The following is a 22047-nucleotide window of genomic DNA, read 5'->3' as shown; positions in this document are numbered from 1 at the left end:
AATAATCTGTTGTACCAAACACGAGTTTTAATTGTTCTACCACATAGCTGATGGGTTGATTGCGAAACAAGGCAAGCCCAAGAACAAGCCAAACCACGTGCTCAGCAGGTAATTTTCTCCTTCTGATTGATGCCTTACCTGTTTGATGCAGAGATGTTTCAATCCAATTTAAATCAATAAGTTCACAAAAATGGTTGAGTGATGGGAGAGCATGTTCAAGAGTGGATTCTAAATGTTCAGATAAAGACATAAAAAAATGAGCGTATTTACATACACTCATTTTTACTACATTTTACTAAAATTTGCTTAACTGACTGGCATTACCTGCAATGCAGGGGCTTTTTTGAATATGGTGGCGAGACCCAGGATCGAACTGGGGACACACGGATTTTCAATCCGTTGCTCTACCAACTGAGCTATCACGCCGATGCCGTGTATTAAGCCGCATCTGGGGAAATTAGTCAATATAAATCATGACATTTTTATTTAATCGAGTATTTTTTACCCAAAAAAAATCCCTGATGGGATCAGGGATTGAAAACGTTTAAACGTTTGAATATGGTGGCGAGACCCAGGATCGAACTGGGGACACACGGATTTTCAATCCGTTGCTCTACCAACTGAGCTATCACGCCGATGACGCGTATTAAACAATCTCCGCCCGGTGCCGTCAAGCAGCTTTTGCATAAATTCAAGTATTTGTTTACTTTTACAGCATTTTGTACACTGTCTGCTTATTTTTTAAGTGAAATGCCCGCGATTCCAGCCATTTACAGGTCAGCAGACAAAAAAGAGAGGCGCTTGGCCTCTCTTGAATTTCATTTTAAATCGCTTAGAGTTTGTCCAGATGTGCCAGACAGCGGTGAATCGCGCCACAGCCCGGTTCAAACTGATTCACGCCTTTGGCTTCTTCCATGCGGCAGACTTCACTGACCAGACGCTCGGCCACACCACGACCACGATTGGCCGGATGCACCACAATATATTCCAGGGTCCTGCTTTCGCCCTGCCCGGTACACCAAATTGCACCAATTAATTTTGTATTAAATTCTGCGGTATAAAGTAGGGTATACTGGTTCAGATGTTGCTCGAGTTGCTCTACCGCATCCTGGCCATCACCAAACTCTGGACTGGTGTCATACAGTCGCTCAAGCTGGCTGCGCACTTCATCATTTTCCAGTGAAGTATAAGCATGTACGGTAATAGGCATTGATTAACCCTCCTGAGCAATCTAATATGCTGGGACTTCGTCGCAGCGAAACATTTTTACATCCATCATTTTTAACGTTTTTTGAGGAACGTGTCCATGACAGAGCGTATCAGTGAAGTGGTAAGAAACACTAACGAAACCAAAATTCGAGTTCGTTTAAACCTCGACGGTACCGGTCAAGGCACACTCAACACTGGTATTCCATTTTTAGACCATATGATTGATCAAATCAAGCGACACGGTTTGTTTGATATTGATATTCATTGTGATGGCGATCTGGAAATTGATGACCACCATACCGTAGAAGACTGTGGTATTACCCTGGGTCAGGCCTTTGCACAGGCACTGGGCGATAAAAAAGGCTTAAAGCGTTATGGTCACTTCTATGCCCCACTCGATGAATCTTTAAGCCGTGCCGTGGTGGATTTATCTGGTCGTCCGGGCCTGTTTATGGATGTACCATTTACCCGCGCCACCATTGGCCGTTTTGATGTCGATTTATTCTCTGAATTCTTCCAGGGCTTTGTGAACCACTCGCTAATGACCGTACACATCGACAACCTGAAAGGCAAAAACAGCCACCACCAGATTGAAAGTGTGTTTAAAGCATTTGCGCGCGCACTGCGTATGGCCTGTGAAATTGATCCACGTGCTGCAAATACTGTGGCATCGACCAAAGGTACCCTGTAATGACCCGTATTGCCCTTCTTGATTATGGCATGGGGAATTTGCACTCTGCCGCCAAAGCTTTGGAACACGTCGGTGCTACGGTGGATGTCACCAATGACCCGAAACTGATTGCCCAGGCCGATAAAATCGTGTTTCCGGGTGTCGGTGCCATGCGCGACTGTATGCAAGGCATGCATGAAGCCGGGATCGATGAGGTCGTGCGTCAGGCGGTGTTTAATAAACCGGTACTGGCCATTTGTGTGGGTATGCAGGCGCTGATGCAACATTCCGAAGAAAATGGCGGTGCCGATGCACTGGGTATTTTTGAAGGGGTGGTAAAACGCTTCCCGGAGGTTGAAGGTCTAAAAGTGCCACACATGGGCTGGAACCAGGTGCATCAGGTTGACCCGAGCCATCCAATGTGGAACAACATTGAACAGGATGCACGTTTCTATTTTGTGCACAGTTTCTATGTCGAGCCGAAAGACAGCGCGATTGTGGCAGCGACCTGTGACTATGGGCTGCAATTCTGTACCGCCCTGCACAAAGACAACCTGTTCGCGACCCAGTTCCACCCGGAAAAAAGCCATACTGCTGGTCTGCAACTGTTAAAGAACTTTGTCGACTGGAAGATTTAAATCACTTCTTCTGTTGCGCAAGATGTATAGAGCCGGGTTCGTCCCGGCTTTGTTTTTAGCTATTTTTTATTTCTTTCTTTTTTAAGCAATTTTTAGTAATATTTGACTGCTTTTTATACAACTCAATAAAAATAAAACAGGTAATTCAAAAATGCATAGCACCACTCATACCCAACACATCACGACACAAGATTCGGCACTCAGCGCGGCGGGGCGTTTTGGACGTTTCTCCTATCTGGCCTGGAACTGCCTGATTGCACTGTTAATGATTCCGGTTTTTCTGGTTTTGACCCTGCTCTTTCCCGGGCTGATGAATATTGACCCTGCTGGCGGTATTCCGCTCACCCCACTGGTGCTGGGCGCACTGATTTATCTGGGGGTGTTATATCTGATGTTTATTTTCACCATCCGCCGTCTGCATGACCGTAACCATACCGGCTGGCTATCGTTACTGATGCTGGTTCCAGTGGCCAACCTGTTGCTGATGCTGTATCTGTTTTTCGCCCCGGGTGATCAACGTGTTAACAGCTATGGTCCACCACGTGCTACGGCTGGCTGGGAAGCGGCGCTGGCCTGGATTTATATTATTCTGTTGGTACTGCTATTTGCTTTTGCCATTTTTGGTGCAGTACTGGCCTAAAAGGTCCCGCTTGCTTAAAATAAGGCCTGACAATTCAGGCCTTATTTTTATCGCCAGCCCAAGGAAAAGATGGCATGAGCTTATCTTCAACATCACCCCATATGCCCTCTTCCAGCCAGCTGGAACAGCTGCCGCGCTTTCAAAGTCTGCCACCCTCTAAAATTCATCTGATTCAAACGCTGGCCGAATGTCAGCACTATGCGCATGAACTGAATATTGCAGCGGTACTCGGCTTTGATTCGGAATCCAAACCGATTTTTAAAAGTGGCGAAGTGTCGGATGGCCCGCACCTGATTCAGCTGGCCACACTAGATCAGGCCTATCTATTTCAGATGAATGAGGAAATCTGGAACTTTCTTAAGCCAATCTTCGCCAACCGTGACCAGATTAAAGTCGGCTTTGGCCTGAAAAATGATGCCCATCTATTTCGCAAAAAAGGCGTAGAACTGAACAGTGTGCTGGAACTGTCCAAATGCTTTCACAGCTTTGGCTTTAAAAACCCGGTCGGATTAAAACATGCCATGGCGCTGCTGTTTCAGGTCTATTTTCCCAAAAGCAAACGGCTCAGCACCTCGAACTGGGCCAATCCGGTATTAAGCACAGCACAAATAGAATATGCCGCCGCCGATGCCTATGCCCCGGTTCTGGTCTTTGAAGAATTGTTGCGTTTGGGCCTGTTGCCGAAACAGATTCCCAATACCTCGCTCAAACTCAGAATCCGGCCATCTAAAACCCCGCCCTAAACCGCTCTGAAGATCAAGCTACACAGGCCGCCCGATTTTCCTGATCTCCCTATTTACCGCCTGACACAGCACAGGCTGTTTTTGTTTTTACATGCAAATATGGCATTTAGAAAATTTTCGTTTATTGCTAAGATGGGCGGCAAGAAATTCAACCGATGAAGCAAGGAGCGAAAGCATGCTGATCATCCCTGCAATTGACCTGAAAGATGGAAAATGTGTCCGTTTAAAACAAGGTCGTATGGAAGACGATACCGTATTTTCTGATGATCCGGTGGCCACTGCACAGCATTGGGTCAATGAAGGTGCGCGTCGCTTGCATCTGGTCGACTTAAATGGCGCTTTTGCAGGTACCCCAATCCATAAACCGGTGGTCGAGGCCATTGCCAAGGCACAGCCAGACCTGCCAATTCAGATTGGTGGCGGTATTCGCTCATTTGAAACCATTGAACACTACCTCGATGCAGGCGTATCTTTTGTGATTATTGGCACCAAAGCCGTTCAAGAGCCAGAATTTGTCGAACAAGCCTGCAAAAAATTCGCCGGGCATATCATTGTCGGCATTGATGCCATGAATGGCATGGTCGCGACCGATGGCTGGGCCAACGTGACTGAAGTGAAAGCCACCGATCTGGCCAAACGTTTTGCCGATGCCGGTGTCTCCAGCATTGTGTATACCGACATTGCCCGTGACGGCATGATGCAAGGCGTAAACGTCGAGCAGACTGTCAATCTGGCGCAATATTCCGGTTTACCAGTGATTGCTTCAGGCGGCGTAACCAATCTGGATGATGTCCGTAATTTAAAAGGCCAGCCAGGCATTTTAGGCGCGATTACCGGTCGTGCCATTTATGAAGGCAGCCTGAATTTGCGTGAAGCGCAATTGCTGCTGGATGAGCAAGCCCTCTAAGTGCTGCTATCAGAAAGAGGTCTTCGGGCCTCTTTTTTTATGCCCTCACCGGGTTGATGTCTTTTTTTGAATACTCGCTGATCTGCCATGTCTGATGCCCCTGTGAACCTTAAAACTACACTTAACAGCAAAGCGCCGCAACTGGCCCTGATCATGATTACCATGCTATGGGGCGGTACTTTTGTGGCAGTCAAGCTGGCGCTGAATTATGCCAGCCCGATGTTTTTTGTCGGCTGCCGCTTTGCCGCCGCTGCACTGGCGGTCGCGCTGATTTCACTGCCGCATTTACGCGCTGTGCAAGTCAAAGAACTCTGGGCCGGTGCATTAATTGGGGCCAGCCTGACCGTCGGTTATGGTACGCAAACCGTAGGGCTGCAGACCATCAGCAGTAGCGAATCGGCATTTTTAACCGCATTATATGTGCCGCTGGTGCCGATCTTACTGTGGCTGCTGTTCCGGAAACGGCTGCATATCATGATCTGGCTGGGCGCTAGCTGTGCCTTTATCGGGCTGGTTTTACTGACCGGCAATGGTTTGGGGCAGCTACAGCTGAGTTTTGGTCAGCTGATTACCCTGCTCGGCGCCATTGCGATTGCACTGGAAATTATCCTGATCAGCCATTTTGCCGGACGGGTCAATCTGCAACGGGTCACGGTGATTCAACTGCTGTTCGCCTCCCTGTTTGCCTTTCTTGCCATGCCACTGGTCGGTGAGCAGCAACTACCACAATTTCCCTGGATGCTGCTGCTCTTGGCGGGCGGTTTAGGTCTGGCCAGTGCACTGGTTCAGCTGGTGATGAACTGGGCGCAGCGTGCAGTCAGCCCGGCACAGGCGGCAATTATTTATGCTGGCGAACCGGTATGGGCGTCGCTGTTTGGCCGTCTGGCCGGCGAGCGTTTACCGTTTATGGCTTTGGTCGGTGGTTTTCTGGTGGTGCTGGGCGTGATTATCAGTGAATGGAAACCAAAATTTCTGCGTCAGAAACAGCAGCACACGCCATCAGCGATCGATCTTCCGGACTAAATTTTGGGAAGATCGGTCTGATGATTCAGATATTTAAGAATACATCGGCTCATTATCATTCAGGCGCATAATACCGCGAATAGCCCGATAGACAATCCACAGCCAAGACAGGCCAATCACCGCCAGACAGAAGGCCGAAGCACCAAAAATCACCTGGGCAAAGCGGTTCGGGTCTTCATCAATAAAGAAAATAAAAAAGAACGGCACAAAGGCCACAATATTCCAGAATAGATACCACCAGAAGCTGCGAATTTGCCAAGTAAAGTGGCTTTCAAAAATCGAACCGCGTACCGCGCCGCGTTTTACATAATTGATGATTAGCGCGACGATTGCCAGCAAGCCGGCACTAAAAATCGCCACGATATACAGAAGATACAGAATAAAAGTCAGACTACGATTCGGGTCACGGTCAATGGAAGTATTCATATTGTTGTCCTGCACTCCCCGCCCCGCTATGCTCAGAGCGTCAACAGATTAAAAGGAGAAATAAACCATAAAATCAAAAGAATGTTTAAGCCGATTGTACAAAAATAAATTTTACGAAAAGGTTGTTTTTGTGTTTTATGTCGCATTTTTTCCTGTGCCAGCCAGGCCGCCGGCCAGCCCCCCAGAGCCGAAACCAGATGCAGGCTCTGTTCCGGAATCCGCCGGTGACCGAGTTGGGCCGCTTCCTTGTCTTGTGCATACAGCCAATAGCTGAGTGCATTCATCAGGCTGATCAATAACAGCAGCAGGCCGTGCAATAAACCGGTCAGGGTCAGTACCGCCAGCACGAGAATATAGGCCACACACAGGATTTGCATGGCCGGACGTTTGGCCGCAGGACGCTGCCGCGGCTTGCTCACCACATCAGCACGCGGCTTGACCTGCGAGGCTTTTAAATACACCACCTGCTGGGCCCGATAGCGGCCGCGTTCATCTAGAATGACCTGATAATCCAGTGCACAACCGACAATCGGGCGCGGCCCCGGACGGGCAAAATCCTTGATATGCAAAAATACGCGGTCTTTGTCCGGATCATTGGGCTGAATAAAGCCATAGCCCTTGTCATCAAACCATTCAATTAACCGGCCCTGATCGCGCATTTCCCTACCCTTTATGTTTAAGCTGTGACGAACTTTAAGCGTTCAATCAACATATTACGCATCTCGAGCGGATTTTTCTGCAAAATTGCGTCACCGCTGCGTCCTTGCAAAGCATTTTTTTGTGCCACCTGTAAACGCATCATCCAGAAACGGCCAGCAGCCATTGCCAGATACAGCTCCAGACAGGCTTTTTCATCTTCGGTTAAAGGACGAATGCGGTCATAGGCTTTTAAAAAGGCCATGGCTTTGTCTTCATTCAGGCTGACCTGCGGATACTCAGTACAGAAGTCATTTAAGGTAATGGCAATATCAAACAGCCATTCATCCTGATTCAGCTCGTAAAAATCCAGAATGCCCTGCAGCTGATCGCCTTCAAACAGGGTATTATCGCGGAATAAATCAGAATGGATAAACCCTTTTGGACGGTCCGGATAAATCGCGGTAAGCGCTTCATACAGTCCCAGCAATTTGCTGAGCAGGACTTTATCTGCCTCGCTCAAGCTGGGTTTAATTTCCTGGGATACCGCCAGCCAGTACGCATGATCGCGGACAAAAGCGCGTTTTAAAGGAAAATCTTTTAAGGCCACATGCATTTTGGCCTGTGCCACGGCAATGGCTTCCACCTGAGCGATGCTGGCCGGCATTGGATGCTCGCCGATTAAACGCGGCGCAATCTGGGCCGGTTTCTGTTTAATCGAGTGGATGGCCTTGCCAGCATAACTGAGCGGCACCGCCACAGCCAGACCTGCCTGACCCAAATGTTCCAGTACCGGCACCAGTTCACCGGCTGCCTGTTCATCCATGTCTTCAAACACGGTCAACACATAGTGTGTACCGTCCTGAGCCACCAAAAAGTAATTGGTATTTTGAATACCGCCTTGAATCGGAATCAGATCGACCACCTCAAGTCCATAAGGGGCTGCAAAATCCTGAACTTCCTTTAAAGTCAAAGGCGTATAAACCGACATAGAAAACCTGCGAAAAATCTTACATAAGTTTGATAGAATAGCGTGTCCATCTGCCAAGGTGTAGCGCTTGTGTGGGTGAGTTTCATAATCAGCTGAAATGACTGGAAAAAATTATGCTTGCTAAACGTATTATTCCTTGCCTAGACGTAGATAACGGCCGCGTGGTGAAAGGTGTGCAATTTCTGGATATTCGTGATGCAGGTGATCCGGTTGAAGTGGCGCGTCGTTATAACGAACAGGGCGCTGATGAAATCACCTTTTTAGATATTACCGCTACCCATCATGGCCGTGACACCACCTACCGTACCGTTGAGCGTATGGCAGAAACCGTGTTTGTTCCACTGACTGTGGGCGGCGGCGTGCGTAAGGTCGAAGATATCCGTTTATTACTGAATGCCGGTGCCGACAAGGTCAGCATTAACTCGGCTGCGGTGTTTAATCCGGAATTTGTGCAGGAAGCCTCACAACGTTTTGGCGCACAATGTATTGTGGTGGCGATTGATGCCAAAAAAACCGGCGACAACAAATGGGAAATTTTCACCCACGGTGGCCGCAAACCGACCGGGATTGATGCAATTGAATGGGCCGTGAAAATGGCTGATTACGGCGCGGGTGAACTGCTAATTACCTCTATGGATGCCGATGGTACCAAAGCCGGTTATGACCTGGCACTAATGCGAACCATTAATGACCACGTCAATATTCCAACCATTGCTTCTGGCGGTGTTGGCAATTTACAGCATCTGGCAGACGGAATTTTACAAGGCGGCGCCGATGCAGTTCTGGCGGCCTCAATTTTCCACTTTGGTCAGCACACCATTCCGGAAGCCAAGCAATACTTGGCGGCACAAGGTATTGAAATGCGCCTTTAAGCCCGCTGGCTCAAAAATTTCAGAACTGAAAAAGAGTGTAGTCATACACTCTTTTTTTATGCGGCAAAGCAAAACAAATAAAAAATGAAGATAAAAAAAAGGAGTCCTGAAGACTCCCTATAAACCAAGAATTGCTACAGCGCTTGGCATTAAAACGTACATATTTCAACAGAATCACCTTCGATGTAGGCAGAAGTTCTGCCGCTATCTTCAGCTTCTTTACTATAGAAAACTTCCCTGAACAGATATTGACCATCAACGCCAATTTTATTGACAATTCACGACAACAGCTTACAAAGCAGTTGTTTTCAATCAGTTTTATTTGATCTCTATCACATAATTGATCCAGTATTATTGTTCCGCGAATATACTGACTTTGGGCCAATCAACGATGAATTTGCTCAGCAGATAAACAACCCTCTCATTAACTGGCTTTAGGTAGCGACTCAAGATCTGGGGATGGCTTTTCATTCCGGTCGACCCATTTGGCCGGGAAGAATTTTTCCGCGCCGCGGTTTAATAGCGCCGACAGCGGCCGTGGCAAGGCAATCCCGAGCGGATTCTGCTCCTGCAAATCGGGTGAAGATATAACCCGGGTGCCCAGAATATAGTCAAACCAGGGCTTGGTCACACACCAATTGGCATCCTGATTGCTGTTCATATGATGGTCATAGTGCCAGGGAATTTTTGTTCTGGCCCACTCTGGCTCCAAATGGGCACGGCGGTGAATATAGTAATAATTCAGGGCGCTATACATGCTGCCGGCCATCATGCCTTTGGAAATCGGGAAAAAGACCAGCCCAAACACACCCGCGGCGGCGGCCAGCGAAATAATCTCGTTTTTATTGCGCCAGTGCGACCAGCCAATCACATAGCTTTCATCATTAAACTGATTTTTCCGCACCTCACGATGATGCTCCCAATGCGAACGCATACTGCGTGGCACCGGACTGTGACGCGGCTGCCCCGGCCGATGGGTACCATGTAATACATATTTATGTGCCACCCATTCAAAGGCATTGGCCACCAATAAACCTGCTATAAATCCTTTTAACATGCTCCAGTCCTCCTGTGCTTTTCCTTCACTATAAGCGTCGGCACAGGCTAGATATTGACGGAAAAATTGAATATGATTGACAAATCACGACAAGAATAAAATGACAAGCTATGCAACGGATAAAGGATTATACCGGCTCGATTTATGGCGGCTTGGCCCAGTTGCTGTACGACTTTTATCAAGCACAACAGCTGCCGGTTCCAGAAAAATTACAGCAGGTTCAACATCAGGAACGTTTTGATTATATTCTCTGGCGCGACTTGCTGACCGAACTGGAACAGCAGCTACAGCGTCCGGCGTTGGGACTAGAAATTGCCGCGCTGGTGCAGCCCAAACATCTGGGCATTATTGCCTATGTTGCCCTGTCCTGTGACAATCTGGGCGAAGCGTTGCAACGCTATCATGACTTTCACCGGCTGGTCTACGACGGCAGTCCGTTACAGGTGGAAGTGCAAGGTAATTATCTCTCCATTCGCTGGGCTGACCTGCCGCCAACCATGACCACGCAACTGACCAATGAAATTGCCATTGCGCTGATGGTGGAGTTCCTGAAACATTTTATGGAGTTTCAGGATATTTGCCTGCATGAAGTACATTTCCAGAATCCGGCGCCACGGCATGTGGCGCTGTATGAGCAGTATTTTCATTGCAAGGTACGTTTTTCCCAGGAAAAAACCCAGGTGCTGATGCCATTGCAGGAACTGTCGAAACCCTTTTATCAGGGAGATCAGACCTTACAGCATTTATTGCTTCAACAGGCCAAGGCACTGCTGGAAAAACTGCCAAACTCCACCCAGATTGATCACCGTTTACAGCAAGCGATTCTGACCGGTTTACAACGCAATATGTACCAGATTGAGCATATTGCCCAACAGCTGAATTTGTCAGTACGGCAGCTACAACGGCATTTACAGCAGCAAGGCACCACCTATCAGCAACGGATTCAGGAAGTGCGCTGCTTACTGGCCGAACAATATTTAAAAGATCCACATTTAAGCCTACAGGAAATTGCCCTGCTGCTCGGCTATTCGGAACAGAGTGCCTTTCAGCGTGCCTTTAAACAATGGACCCAGCACACGCCACAGCAATGGCGTCAGAACAACTTAATCAATCTTTCATCTTTTTAGTTTAATTTGAAGCGTATAAAAAAAGAGTATTTTACAAAAATAGTGTGATATATTTCACACTTTATAATTTTCATCACATAAATAAAATTCTGGAGACATGAAAATGAATAAATATTGTTCAGAATTTCTGGGGACCTTCTGGCTGGTATTCGGCGGCTGTGGTAGTGCCGTGCTGGCTGCAGCCTTCCCCTGAACTGGGCATTGGCTTTGTTGGCGTATCGATTGCCTTTGGTTTAACCGTTTTAACCGCGGCCTATGCCCTGGGGCATATTTCAGGCGGTCACTTTAACCCGGCGGTGAGTCTGGGCTTATGGGTCGGCGGCCGTTTTGAAGCCAAAGAACTGCTCCCGTATATCGTTGCCCAGGTATTGGGTGCTGTCGTCGCGGCCTGGATTTTATACCTGATTGTCCAGGGTCAGGCCGGTTTTAGCGGCACCGGTGGTTTTGCCAGCAATGGTTTTGGTGAATTATCCCCGGGGCAATATTCACTCGTTTCAGCACTGATCATTGAAATTGTCTTAACCGCCTTTTTCCTGATTATTATTTTAGGCGCTACCGATCAGCGTGCGCCGGCCGGTTTTGCGCCAATTGCAATTGGTCTGGCCTTAACCCTGATTCACTTAATCAGTATTCCGGTCACCAACACCTCAGTCAACCCGGCCCGTAGTACCGGTGTAGCGTTCTTTGCAGAAACTGCAGCCTTAAGCCAGCTCTGGTTATTCTGGGTTGCACCAATGATTGGTGCGGTAATTGGCGCGGTGATTTATAAAGTGGTTGGCAAGAAGGACTAATCTTGCTGCACGTCCTACAAGCTCACTTCGGTGGGCTTTTTTATATTTTAAATGAACAGTTTATTAGTTAGAGCGTAAAAACCCTGTCCTCTAAGACAGGAAGAATGTCAAAGAAAAGGATTTTCGATTTCCCGTACTTCGGTACGCTGGACTTTTTCAGGCAGATTTGGCTCTTTTTCCAGAGCCGCAACCACCTCATTCAGCAGTGCCTGCAAGGCTTTAGCCGCAGCCAGACCCGCCTGGTCCTTGGTGAGCTGTAAATTGCCATAGACATTCACGCAGTCCAGATCATTCTCGACAGTCAGATCATGAATGGCATGAGATTCTGTCCCATGTTGAAACGGTTTAAACATACCCACCTCGGCCGTAATGCTGGTTGTTGTGGCAGGATCAATTGCTCATCCTGCCGTTTATATGTGCTGATCAGCTTTTATTCATTAACTGTAAGATATAGTGCAACAAGGCCTCAATCAACTGCTTAATGATGGCATCCTGGGTTTCGGCATCCAAGGTTGTACCACTGGCAGTGGCCGTGCTACCGCCAGATTTAAACTGACGCTGTAAGGCCTGTAGCTGCTCCGGGGCAACATCTTCAGCACACTGACTTTCTGCATCCCAATGCGAATATTCCAGTGGTTTATTGGCTTTTACTGCGTTGGCGGTCAGCGGCAATTTATAGGTATTGCGTTTTTGCTCTTCGGTCAGCTGCGGAAACAGGTTAATGCCCAACTGTTCTTCTAAATAACAGACGCTGACCACCTTGACCTGCAGGGAATTGTCATTCGGTGCATAGTAGGCGCCAATTGCGCCGGTTTTAGGTAAGTAAATGGCTTTATACACCGAGGTTGGAACAATCACCCCATTACCAATCGCTTTCAGTTTTTTGCCACTAAAAGTCGGCCCGGTAATGACATACACATCCTGTTTATGCTTGGTCACCAGCGCACGGGTGGCTTCTTCCAGTTCACGCCAGACCTGCTGATTATTCTTCGGCGCTTGCGGCACCATATTGGCCAGCGAGAAACTGTCGTATTGCGCCGCTTTATTGGACATATCCGCATTTGGGGCCATATGTCCGCGGTCATAACCTGAACCACGATAATCCGCCAAGGTCGCGCGGTGCTGCTCTTTCACCCGCTCTTCTTCATGGAAACTGTCTTCACGGGGAATTTTCTGGCTTAAACGCGCCGGGGTCAGACTTTCAGCCACCCACAGCGGGGTTTTGGACACGCCGGAATACATCACGTTAAAACCATTAAAGCACAGCGGATAACTGTCTTTGCGCAGGCTGTCTTTAATTAAATACGGCGGCACATCACGGTAAAATTGTTCCAGACAGGCACTATTCGAAGTGCTTGGTGTCAAGGACATCCACTGGCTGATTTTTTCCTGTCCAAAGGCAATCGCGAAACTGCCAGCGGCCACCACACCTAAAACAACTTTTAAACTTCCTTGATGAAAAAAGGGAAAGAGAGGCGGATTTGTACTGCGCTTTTTTCTGGCCATTACACTGCTAAAAACTATAAGAATCACATATTGGCCGAGCTTAACAAGGGGTCTGCAGCTTGTATATGTTCTGGCTGTTGTTCGCTTAACAATTAGACAATAAACCGCTGTACAGGCGGTGACTGTGTAACAGTCTGTCAGAGTTTTAACACAGTTTATGATAAGTCTGGATGGCTTTCAGTGTGCTGCGTTGCGTCAGGCCAGTGTTATATGCCAAGGTAGTTCACGAAAAAATCGTGTGATAAAAATTTGATGGAGGAATCTATGTATTCCAAATTACTGGGTGCCGGCCTGATTACCGGTTTAATGAGTGCAACTGCCTTTGCCGAACCTCCCATTCAACCGGGTGATACCCTGGAAAGCTTATCGAAAGCCAAAGTGGTGACCACGGTTAATGGTCAGCCGGGTTCATTGCAGGATATCGTGGCCAGCGGTCAGGTGCGCATTGTCTCTGAAGCCAATCCGCAAGTGGTTCAGCCGATGCCGACCAATCCGCAGCTGGATGTGATTCCGGCAGATGCACCCGCCCAGGTACCAGGCCATGATGCTCCGGCACAAGCGGTTGCACCCGATGCATCAGCGCTGACCTCACAACCGGTACCGGCTGGCCAGTCAACTGATCCGTTGGCCCAGGGCGCACAGCCTATTACTGAACCACCCGCAGCAGAGTTGACTGCACCTGCAGCGGAAGCCGCCCAGAATGCAGCGCCCATGATGGACTCCTCAGCTGAAGCGCCGGTGAATGGTATAGAAGCCGAAACCGATGTTACCCAGGAAGCCTTAGCCGCTGCACCAGAAGCAGCACCAATGGCAGACCCTGCTATTCAGGCCGCACCTGAAGCTGGCGCCGAGCAAATGCAAGCGCCTGTTCAAGCCTTACCTGAAGCCCCAAGCCTGAATGAAGCCAATTAAAGACCTGTTTTAGGCTTTTATCCTCCAAAAAAACCAGAGCTATGCTCTGGTTTTTTTATTGCAGTTGCGTTGAGACCACGCCGTTGCATCAGATCTGGATTTGACTGCCCAGCTCCACAACCCGGTTGGTCGGAATCTGGTAGAAGTCACTGACCGGACTGGTATTGCGCTGCATCGAAATAAACAGCTTTTCCCGCCACGGTGCCATGCCTTCGCCGACTGTGCTGATAATGCGTTCACGTGAAATAAAGAAGCTCATTTGCATCATGTCGAATTCAAAGCCCAATTCATCATAGGCCTGCTTTAACGCGCGCGGAATATTCGGCTGATCTTTAAAACCGTAATAGATAAAAATCCGGTAAAAACGTTCATCTAGCCGTTCAATCTGCACCCGCTCTTCTTGCGGCACATACGGAATATCGCGCGTCACCACCGTCACCATAATATTGCGCTCATGCAACACCTTATTGTGCTTGATGTTATGCAGCATCGCATGTGGCACGATATTCGGCGTACCAGTCAAGAATACCGCTTCGCCCGGCACAAATTTGGTGTCATTGCCCATGCTGATACTTTTAATAAACAGCTCAATCGGCAAGGCATCTTTTTCCAGATGATGAATCAGCAAGGCACGGCCATCTTTCCAGGTCATCAGGAGGGTAAATACAATGGCACCAATTAAAATTGGTACCCAGCCACCGGCGACAATTTTCAGTGAGGTTGAACCGACAAAAATCAGATCCAGAATTAAAAAAGGCAGTGCAAACAGCAGCACTTTCCACACCGGCCAGCGCCAGAAACCATAGGCCAGAATGGAAATTAAAATGGTGCCGCAGAGCATGGTCATGGTCACCGCTACGCCATAGGCACTGGCCAGATTGGCACTGTTTTCAAACAGCAGAATCAGAATCACCACCGATACAAACAGTACCCAGTTAATGAACGGCAAATAAATCTGGCCCTGTTCCACTTCTGAGGTATGTTTGACCGATAAACGTGGCAAATAACGCAGCTGAATAGCCTGATTGACCATCGAAAATACGCCAGTAATCACCGCCTGTGAGGCAATCACCGCCGCAGCCGTGGCCAGCGCAATCATCGGATACAGACCCCAGTCCGGCACCAGCAGATAGAAAGGATTGGTAATCGCGTCCGGATCACGCAGCAACAAGGCGCCCTGTCCGGCGTAATTCAATAACAGACATGGCAGCACAATCACAAACCAGGCCATCCGGATCGGCAAGCGGCCAAAATGCCCCATATCGGCATAAATCGCTTCACCACCGGTCATGGTCAAAATGACTGCGCCCATGGTTAAAAAGGCCACATAAGGCTGTTCCAGCACAAAGTTAATGGCCCAGTGCGGGCTGATCATCGCCAGCACATACGGCGTCTGGATAATACTCCACAGCCCCACCCCACCAATCGACAGGAACCAGAGCAGGGTCAACGGCCCAAAGAAGGTGCCCATGATGCCGGTACCATGACGCTGCACCAGAAACAGTCCAGCCAGAATCCCGATAGATAAGGGAATCAGCCACTGGTTAAACATCGGGGTGGCAATACTCAGACCCTCAATCGCGGATAGCACCGAAATAGCCGGGGTAATAATCCCATCACCAAAGAACAATGATGCGCCAATAAAGCCCAGTGCAATCAGGTAGATTTTCTTCTGTTCAGAAATACGGGTGGTACGCAGGTTTAAGGCCAGCAGCGACATGATTCCGCCTTCACCGTTGTTGTCTGCGCGCATGATGATGGTGACGTATTTAAAGCTGATGGTCAGCATCATGCACCAGAAGATCAGCGATAAAATCCCCAGAACACTGCCTTCAGAAATGGCCAGATGTGCGGTCAGGAAACATTGACGCAAGGCATAGAGTGGACTCGTTCCAATGTCACCAAAAACTACGCCCAGTGCCGCGAGGGTAATCACAGGCAGGGCGGCTTTTTTTGCAGTACTTTGCATAGAATGTCTTCATGGATAGACCGTATTTTTGCGCATAATAGCACCAGCCCAAAAGTTTTTCCGCAAATCAATTGTTTCAGCTTGGCAGAGTGACTTTTTTTGGGTATTATCCACGGCCTATGGTGAGGTGTCCGAGTGGCTGAAGGAGCACGCCTGGAAAGTGTGTATACGTTGACGCGTATCGAGGGTTCGAATCCCTCTCTCACCGCCAGAATGTTTAAAAAGACTCAAATTGTAAAATTTGGGTCTTTTTTTATGCTTCGACTTTTCTGCTTTTTCAAAATTATTCAGTTCCAGACAGTGAAATTATCTGCTTGTTTCTGGATTAGATTTTAAAATAACAACAGTACTTTTATTTTTTTGAATTTAAAAACTTGAGCCTGAATACATCCGCTAAGTTTTAAATTCATCAGCTTTTGAATTTAAATTTATAGTTGAAAAAGCAGAGCATCTATCGCATCTGCTTCCCTAAAATTTAAATGGATGGTCAAGTTTTTAACACAGATAAAACAGGAAACCTGAGATAGACTTTTTCTATCAAATTCAAAACTATATTGATAAATTCATTGACTTGAAGCGCTTATTTTTCCAGCACCATCTCAGGCTTTGCTGAAAATAGCATCAATTTTTCTGACTCCCCGTTCATCTCTTGGGTTGTTAAGCATGATCTTCGGGTTATGCCATCCTGCCGCATATATGTGAAAGTTACAGCCTGCCACAGTTCCAACCTGTTTTTAAACCACAGATGTCAACAAAAAGTCATCATCTCATGCTACAACAGTAAAAAGTGGCATAGAATTCGCAAGCTTTACAGCAGCAAGCATTGTGCTATGTTAAACACAGACCTAAACAGAACAAGGAGAACAATAGGCAAAATAAACAACTGTTTAAAACTATTAACTTAAAAAATATTCTTCATTTAATCGTGCCAAAAAAGATGTTTAAAGCCAATCAGTCAAAAAACTGCTATTCGGGAGCGAGCATGAATAACAGCGCAAATTATGTCAAACAAATTAAAAATGCCAAACGTGGTGGTTATACCCCCACCATCGCCAAAGACCTCAATCGACATAAAATTCAAAAAGCCCTTAAACTTATTGAGCAGTGGAGATCTCTCGCCAACGAACTCAAACCACAAATGCAACTCGATATGGCTTTTACCCTTGAAGAATGTGCACAAGATTTAGACCGTATTTTAAGGAGCAAGTAGCACGCCTCTGCGGCACTTAACCCCCCTTTATTTTAAATTCAAAACAATAGCTCGCCCTGAACGTGAGCTATTGTTGTCTTGAGCAGAAACTTGCCTCTTCCACGATGTTTAAGCGCGAAAACAAGAGCTGGATAAAAATAAAACAGCGCCTGTCGCCTACTTTTAATTGCTTATTTTTTCGCTTGCGCCCGAATTAAAAATCTGTAAAATGCAACTCCACAATGCCGGCATAGCTCAGTTGGTAGAGCAACTGACTTGTAATCAGTAGGTCCACAGTTCGAATCCGTGTGCCGGCACCATTTTCTTAGGCTCGCTATTTTAGTGGGCCTTTGTTGTTTTTATGGCGCTATTTTTTCTGCTTTATTGCGTGTGTGCGGTCACTTGCACATATCTCACCAAGCCATCTTTATATAAACGTCGGCACAGCTTTGCGGTCATGGCAATCTTGATCCGGTCCAGACCTGGACTGTGCTGCGGCCAGTGCAGCTGCTGGATATATTCGGCAAATCTGTTTAACACTGGTGCAGATAAATCTTCAATCTGAATCTGGGTAAAACCGCGTTCCTGCAAACACTGCTCCAGTTGTACTGCGGTTTTCAGTTCCGGCAACGACACATCCGCCGCCTTTAATAAAGCGCGATAAGAATGCTGTTGTAATGTATTTGATTTTAAAAACTGCGGTGACAATATCAGGGTGTGAAAACCCAGACGGCCTTTTGAATTTAAAACCGGTTGCACGGCATCCAGAAATGAATTCAAAGCATGATGATAGGCCGCATCAATACACAGCACCACATCAAATGGCGCCAGAGGTATGAGATTTTTTAAATTTAAAAAAGACTGCGCATAGATGGGCAGCTCTGGCCAGCGCGCTTGAATCTGCTCGACACAGGTCGTTTGCAGTTCAACGGCGGTAATATTTGAGAGTTGATAATGCTGTTGCCAGTGCAACAGGCTGGCGCCCTGTCCACAGCCTAAATCGAGCAGCCGATCTGTGGATTGCAACTGAACGGCTTCGGCCAAATGATCGGCCAGCTGCTGGCACGCCGCCGGATAGTCCTGTGCAGATGAGTGCCAGTAGCCCAGATTGCTCCAGGGCAACTCGGCAGGATCTCCCAAAAGCGCTGCATTGATTGCATATTTATGGGAAGGAGCCTGTCGAAAAATTGCCTGAAGCCAGCGCATAAATTAGTAGCCGAGTTGGGGAGCAACCTCTACTTTAGGTTTTAAGCCCACAAACGGCAACGGTGCACCAAAAATTTCTGCAATATGCATGGCCGAAGTCACGGCTGATTCTAAAATTGGCAAGCCGTCACATGACCATGAACCACAGAAGAACACCTTGCGATCAGCGACTTTATGACGCTGTTGCAATTCTTTGTTCAGTGCCACAGTTTTTGAATCCACCACCGCACGGGTCAGGGTGACAGAAGAAATGACTTTCTTCGGATCAATAGGCGTGACCGGACGCCAGGTCTGGAACACCGGCGTTTTACCGACCAGCGATGGCTCAATCGAGTTTAGCCAGACAGTAAATTGCTGACGGGTAAACTTGCGGTCCATCATATAGCTCAGTACCGACCAGTCTTTGCGTTTTGGCGGCATCACTGTGCTATCGGTATGAATCACCAGTTCGCCCTGTTCAAACTTGAACTGCTTTAACAAGGCAATATCTTCGGCAAACTGTTCACGATCGAGGAAGTTCTCGATATTGGTAGTTGGGGTGGCCACCACCACACGGTCAAATACCGCAGTTTCGCCTTCGGCATTTTTGACATAGACCTGATCATCTTGCTGGCTAATATGGGTGATGGGTGAACCACTCTTGATATGAATACCTTCAATCAGCTTATTCACCAGCGCCGGAGTGCCACCCTGAATACGCAACAGCGCATCACCATCGGTCAATTGACGCAAGAAGGTCAACAGCGGCTTCGCTGGCCATTCGCCAATGGTTTTCGGGTTACAGGTACAGATGGTGTACAACACCGGCATTACCGCGCCATGCCAGAACACTTCTTCAATTTCATTCTGGTTGATGAACTCAGCCAGGGTAATGTCCTGATTCTTCGACCGGAAGAATTTGGCAATTGCCGTTTTTAACTGCAACATGCCTTTAACCAGACGCCAGCCGTATTGCTGCAAGCCTTTACGGTTATTGATAATCGGGAAATTCCCGATACGCGTACGCGAGGTGGTTAACCAGGTTTCGGTCCGGTCTTCAAATAACCAGCTACAGGCCATATAGGTCCGTACCGGGAAGGTCGGAATACCCAGATAGGTGGCTAAACTGAGTGTGTTTTTCCACAAATGCGGATTCATGACCCGCAGCGGTGCGTCAATTAAACCGCCTTCAAACTCAGTACTGTGGCTGTCCATTCCACGTCCAGGCAGAGCTTCAAAAATTGTAATGTTATGCCCTGCATCTTTAAGAATTCTTGCGGTAGCTAGCCCAGCCATGCCACTACCGATGACTGCAATATCCAAAACGTCTTATCCGTTAATGAAAACATTGACCGAAATTATGAACCATGCCTTGCCAAAATGAGCTATTAAAAACTACCAGATTCACCCTTTTTACAAAGTGTAATAAAGTTCTAAAATGCCACTTCTGTTACATTTTTTAACGTATTTTCAAGCCCCGTGTAAATATAAGAAATACCTGAAATTTTATTTATTAATTTTTAAAAATCATTTAAAAACAATAGGTATAAATTAACCAGTTTTAGAATAGTTGTTTTACAAAGTGCGTGCTTTCCGCTAGTATACGCTCCACACAAGAATGACAACCACATCACATAAAATCATTACAGATAATGATACAAATGAGATAAAACAAGAAACTTAACAGCGCAATAACAAGAAAGCCTCTGATTTTTATCAGAGGCTTTTTTCTTTTCGCAGCAGGATCGCTGAATGCTTAGCTTTGCAGCGGAATTTGGCCAAACTTACCAGAATGAAAGTCCTCAAAGGCCTGAATAATTTCCTGTTTGCTGTTCATCACAAAAGGACCATGGCCTTGAATTGGCTCATTTAATGGCTCACCGGTCAGAATTAAAAACTGTGTTTCCTGCTGCGCCTGCAACTGAATGGTCGGCTCGGCATCGCGGGCAAACATCACGATAGAACTGTCCTGCACCTGTTGATTGCCATTCACCAGCAGCTCGCCTTTTAGCACCACCAGCAGGACATTGTGAGTCACCGGGACATGCACAAAGGTTTGTGCATCTTTGTGCAAGCTGCCATCCCAGACATTGACCGGGCTAAAGGTCTGTGCCGGCCCGGTGTGACCTAAATAGTTCCCGGCAATCACCCGGAGGTGCCCGGCGGCATCGTCCAGTTCAATTCGGGGAATATCGGCAGCGGCAATGGCCTGATAACGCGGCGTGGTCATTTTGTCTTTGGCTGGCAAATTGACCCAGAGCTGGACCATTTCAAACAGTCCACCGGCTTCGGCAAAATCGGCAGAATGAAACTCTTCATGCACCACGCCGGCACCGGCTGTCATCCACTGCACATCACCCGTCTGAATGGTGCCCCCGCCACCGGCCGAATCTTGATGGGTGACGGCGCCCTGATAGGCCAGAGTCACAGTTTCAAAGCCACGATGCGGATGTGAACCCACACCACGCTGCGCTTTCGTCGCCTCAAACGGATAAGGCGCAGCATAGTCGAGCATTAAAAACGGGCTGATGGCCTGACCTAAACGGTCATAAGCAAACAGGTTCTGTACCGGAAAACCATCACCGACCCAGTGCATGTTTTTATTTCGATATAAACCAATTATTTTTTTCATACTGTCCTGCGCCTGCAAGGAGAATTGATCGTTTCATGTTAAGCCTTTGCGGTGCGGCCAGCTAGCGCAAATCTGGCATACTGCATTGCAATAATAGAATCATCCAGGCGCATCCGGATTCTGCTTGGTTTCTCTTTCAACAGACAAAAAAAATCCAGAACCGGAGTTCTGGATTTTCATCAGAAGATAAATGCAACTGGATTAGATTTTACCGACCAGGTCGATTGACGGTGCAAGCGTTGCTTCACCTTCTTTCCATTTTGCCGGGCAAACTTCACCTGGGTGTGCATGGACATATTGCGCTGCTTTGACTTTACGTAGCAGTTCCTGGGCATCACGGCCGATACCGCCAGCGTTAATTTCAACAATCTGGATGGTACCTTCTGGGTCAATTACGAAGGTCCCACGGTCAGCCAGACCTTCAGCTTCAATTAACACTTCAAAGTTTTTTGCCAGAGTCCAGGTCGGATCACCAATCAGTGGATACTGGATTTTGCCAATCACGTCTGAAGTATCGTGCCAGGCTTTATGGGTGAAGTGGGTATCGGTTGATACACCATAAATTTCAACACCCATTTTCTGGAATTCAGCATAATGATCAGCCAGATCGCCTAATTCGGTTGGACAGACAAAGGTAAAGTCTGCAGGATAGAAAAACACCACCGACCATTTACCCATCATGTCCTGCTCAGACACTTCAATGAATTGACCATTCTGGTAAGCAGTAGCGTTAAAGGCTTTCACTTGGGTATTGATTAAACTCATTCTGTATTCCTCAGTGCGTTGTGGGGATTGCTTATCTTGTGAAGCTAGAATACAAAACTGAGATAAATCGGTAAAACAGTACTTTTTTATAAAAATAATCGTTTTTTTAGATTTAAAAATCCATCCAAAGATGTCTTTTAGTCATTGCTTTAACTTTAA

23 protein-coding genes, 4 tRNA genes and 1 pseudogene are annotated in these 22047 nt (G+C 47.4%); 13 read left to right on the top strand and 15 right to left on the bottom strand.

Features of this window, described 5'->3' with window-relative positions; translation table 11 throughout:
* The 4 genes from FTU86_RS04140 to FTU86_RS04125 all read right to left on the bottom strand — a co-directional run.
* On the bottom strand, positions 1–250 hold a 250-nt coding region (locus tag FTU86_RS04140; RefSeq protein ID WP_171261348.1), incomplete at its 3' end, for a transposase domain-containing protein.
* Between the two features lie 100 nt (positions 251–350).
* Positions 351–426 (bottom strand) — tRNA-Phe (locus tag FTU86_RS04135).
* Positions 427–559: 133 nt separating this feature from the next.
* Positions 560–635: transfer RNA gene (locus FTU86_RS04130), tRNA-Phe, on the bottom strand.
* Between the two features lie 197 nt (positions 636–832).
* Positions 833–1210, bottom strand: coding sequence for a GNAT family N-acetyltransferase (locus FTU86_RS04125; RefSeq protein ID WP_016658426.1), 378 nt, complete (start codon positions 1208–1210; stop codon positions 833–835).
* Positions 1211–1306: 96 nt separating this feature from the next.
* Here FTU86_RS04125 and hisB point away from each other — a divergent pair, with 96 nt between their 5' ends.
* The 6 genes from hisB (at position 1307) to FTU86_RS04095 (ending at position 5830) form a co-directional block, all read left to right on the top strand.
* Entirely contained in the window at positions 1307–1900 is a 594-nt protein-coding gene (gene hisB / locus FTU86_RS04120) for an imidazoleglycerol-phosphate dehydratase HisB (protein WP_005180581.1), read from the top strand.
* Entirely contained in the window at positions 1900–2517 is a 618-nt protein-coding gene (gene hisH / locus FTU86_RS04115; RefSeq protein ID WP_180048342.1) for an imidazole glycerol phosphate synthase subunit HisH, read from the top strand. The genes hisB and hisH overlap by 1 nt, the downstream gene beginning before the upstream one ends.
* Before the next feature lie 151 nt (positions 2518–2668).
* Positions 2669–3157, top strand: coding sequence for a DUF805 domain-containing protein (locus FTU86_RS04110; RefSeq protein ID WP_016658424.1), 489 nt, complete (start codon positions 2669–2671; stop codon positions 3155–3157).
* Between the two features lie 74 nt (positions 3158–3231).
* A complete protein-coding gene (locus tag FTU86_RS04105; RefSeq protein WP_180048341.1) occupies positions 3232–3900 on the top strand; it encodes a 3'-5' exonuclease in 669 nt (222 codons plus the stop codon).
* 175 nt (positions 3901–4075) lie between these two features.
* The gene (gene hisA, locus FTU86_RS04100) at positions 4076–4807 is read left to right on the top strand and encodes a 1-(5-phosphoribosyl)-5-[(5-phosphoribosylamino)methylideneamino]imidazole-4-carboxamide isomerase (protein WP_005180591.1); all 732 of its coding nucleotides are present in this window, start codon (positions 4076–4078) and stop codon (positions 4805–4807) included.
* Between the two features lie 87 nt (positions 4808–4894).
* Positions 4895–5830: a DMT family transporter gene (locus FTU86_RS04095; protein ID WP_180048340.1), complete on the top strand. Its 936-nt coding sequence runs from the start codon at positions 4895–4897 to the stop codon at positions 5828–5830.
* Positions 5831–5863: 33 nt separating this feature from the next.
* Here FTU86_RS04095 and FTU86_RS04090 read toward each other — a convergent pair whose 3' ends face one another.
* The 3 genes from FTU86_RS04090 to FTU86_RS04080 are packed head-to-tail and all read right to left on the bottom strand — an operon-like array spanning position 5864 to position 7883.
* Positions 5864–6256 carry a hypothetical protein gene (locus FTU86_RS04090; protein ID WP_005180599.1) on the bottom strand — a complete coding sequence of 131 codons (393 nt, stop codon included), beginning with the start codon at positions 6254–6256 and terminating at the stop codon, positions 5864–5866.
* Positions 6257–6288: 32 nt separating this feature from the next.
* The gene (locus tag FTU86_RS04085) at positions 6289–6915 is read right to left on the bottom strand and encodes a DUF1294 domain-containing protein (RefSeq protein ID WP_005180601.1); all 627 of its coding nucleotides are present in this window, start codon (positions 6913–6915) and stop codon (positions 6289–6291) included.
* A 17-nt stretch (positions 6916–6932) separates the two neighbouring features.
* Positions 6933–7883, bottom strand: a complete 951-nt coding sequence (locus FTU86_RS04080; protein WP_005180603.1) for a homoserine kinase — start codon at positions 7881–7883, stop codon at positions 6933–6935.
* 110 nt (positions 7884–7993) lie between these two features.
* Here FTU86_RS04080 and hisF point away from each other — a divergent pair, with 110 nt between their 5' ends.
* Positions 7994–8755, top strand: a complete 762-nt coding sequence (hisF, locus tag FTU86_RS04075) for an imidazole glycerol phosphate synthase subunit HisF (RefSeq protein ID WP_303113667.1) — start codon at positions 7994–7996, stop codon at positions 8753–8755.
* A 424-nt stretch (positions 8756–9179) separates the two neighbouring features.
* On the opposite strand, the gene FTU86_RS04070 is transcribed toward hisF, so the two are convergent.
* Positions 9180–9812, bottom strand: coding sequence for a hypothetical protein (locus FTU86_RS04070; protein WP_104472616.1), 633 nt, complete (start codon positions 9810–9812; stop codon positions 9180–9182).
* Between the two features lie 110 nt (positions 9813–9922).
* Here FTU86_RS04070 and FTU86_RS04065 point away from each other — a divergent pair, with 110 nt between their 5' ends.
* Both FTU86_RS04065 and aqpZ read left to right on the top strand, forming a co-directional pair.
* Positions 9923–10939, top strand: a complete 1017-nt coding sequence (locus FTU86_RS04065) for an AraC family transcriptional regulator (protein ID WP_180048339.1) — start codon at positions 9923–9925, stop codon at positions 10937–10939.
* Positions 10940–11042: 103 nt separating this feature from the next.
* Positions 11043–11730, top strand: a pseudogene (gene aqpZ / locus FTU86_RS04060) (aquaporin Z).
* A 107-nt stretch (positions 11731–11837) separates the two neighbouring features.
* Here the strand turns inward: aqpZ and FTU86_RS04055 are convergent.
* Positions 11838–12083, bottom strand: a complete 246-nt coding sequence (locus FTU86_RS04055; RefSeq protein ID WP_005180612.1) for a hypothetical protein — start codon at positions 12081–12083, stop codon at positions 11838–11840.
* A 70-nt stretch (positions 12084–12153) separates the two neighbouring features.
* A complete protein-coding gene (locus tag FTU86_RS04050) occupies positions 12154–13236 on the bottom strand; it encodes a DNA/RNA non-specific endonuclease (RefSeq protein WP_016658418.1) in 1083 nt (360 codons plus the stop codon).
* A 264-nt stretch (positions 13237–13500) separates the two neighbouring features.
* On the opposite strand from FTU86_RS04050, the gene FTU86_RS04045 reads away from it, so the two are divergent.
* Entirely contained in the window at positions 13501–14148 is a 648-nt protein-coding gene (locus FTU86_RS04045) for a hypothetical protein (protein WP_180048338.1), read from the top strand.
* 88 nt (positions 14149–14236) lie between these two features.
* Here the strand turns inward: FTU86_RS04045 and FTU86_RS04040 are convergent, their stop codons facing one another.
* Positions 14237–16117: a potassium transporter Kup gene (locus tag FTU86_RS04040; protein ID WP_104513218.1), complete on the bottom strand. Its 1881-nt coding sequence runs from the start codon at positions 16115–16117 to the stop codon at positions 14237–14239.
* A 121-nt stretch (positions 16118–16238) separates the two neighbouring features.
* On the opposite strand from FTU86_RS04040, the gene FTU86_RS04035 reads away from it, so the two are divergent.
* From FTU86_RS04035 to FTU86_RS04025, 3 genes are all read left to right on the top strand, one after another.
* A tRNA-Ser gene (locus FTU86_RS04035) sits at positions 16239–16328 on the top strand.
* A 771-nt stretch (positions 16329–17099) separates the two neighbouring features.
* Complete coding sequence (locus FTU86_RS04030) at positions 17100–17327, top strand: hypothetical protein (protein ID WP_005180651.1); 228 nt, start codon at positions 17100–17102, stop codon at positions 17325–17327.
* A 223-nt stretch (positions 17328–17550) separates the two neighbouring features.
* A tRNA-Thr gene (locus tag FTU86_RS04025) sits at positions 17551–17626 on the top strand.
* Between the two features lie 61 nt (positions 17627–17687).
* Here the strand turns inward: FTU86_RS04025 and FTU86_RS04020 are convergent.
* From FTU86_RS04020 to ahpC, 4 genes are all read right to left on the bottom strand, one after another.
* On the bottom strand, positions 17688–18512 hold the full coding sequence (locus tag FTU86_RS04020; RefSeq protein WP_005180656.1) for a cyclopropane-fatty-acyl-phospholipid synthase family protein: 825 nt from the start codon (positions 18510–18512) through the stop codon (positions 17688–17690).
* A 3-nt stretch (positions 18513–18515) separates the two neighbouring features.
* On the bottom strand, positions 18516–19814 hold the full coding sequence (locus FTU86_RS04015; RefSeq protein WP_034598019.1) for an FAD-dependent oxidoreductase: 1299 nt from the start codon (positions 19812–19814) through the stop codon (positions 18516–18518).
* 433 nt (positions 19815–20247) lie between these two features.
* On the bottom strand, positions 20248–21123 hold the full coding sequence (locus tag FTU86_RS04010) for a pirin family protein (protein ID WP_168369934.1): 876 nt from the start codon (positions 21121–21123) through the stop codon (positions 20248–20250).
* Between the two features lie 201 nt (positions 21124–21324).
* Entirely contained in the window at positions 21325–21888 is a 564-nt protein-coding gene (gene ahpC / locus FTU86_RS04005) for an alkyl hydroperoxide reductase subunit C (RefSeq protein ID WP_016658414.1), read from the bottom strand.
* Positions 21889–22047 lie beyond the last annotated feature (159 nt).

The sequence above is a fragment of the Acinetobacter sp. YH12155 genome (assembly GCF_013418255.1).
GTDB classification, from domain to species: Bacteria; Pseudomonadota; Gammaproteobacteria; order Pseudomonadales; family Moraxellaceae; genus Acinetobacter; species Acinetobacter indicus.
This window is presented reverse-complemented; position numbering and strand designations above follow the sequence as displayed.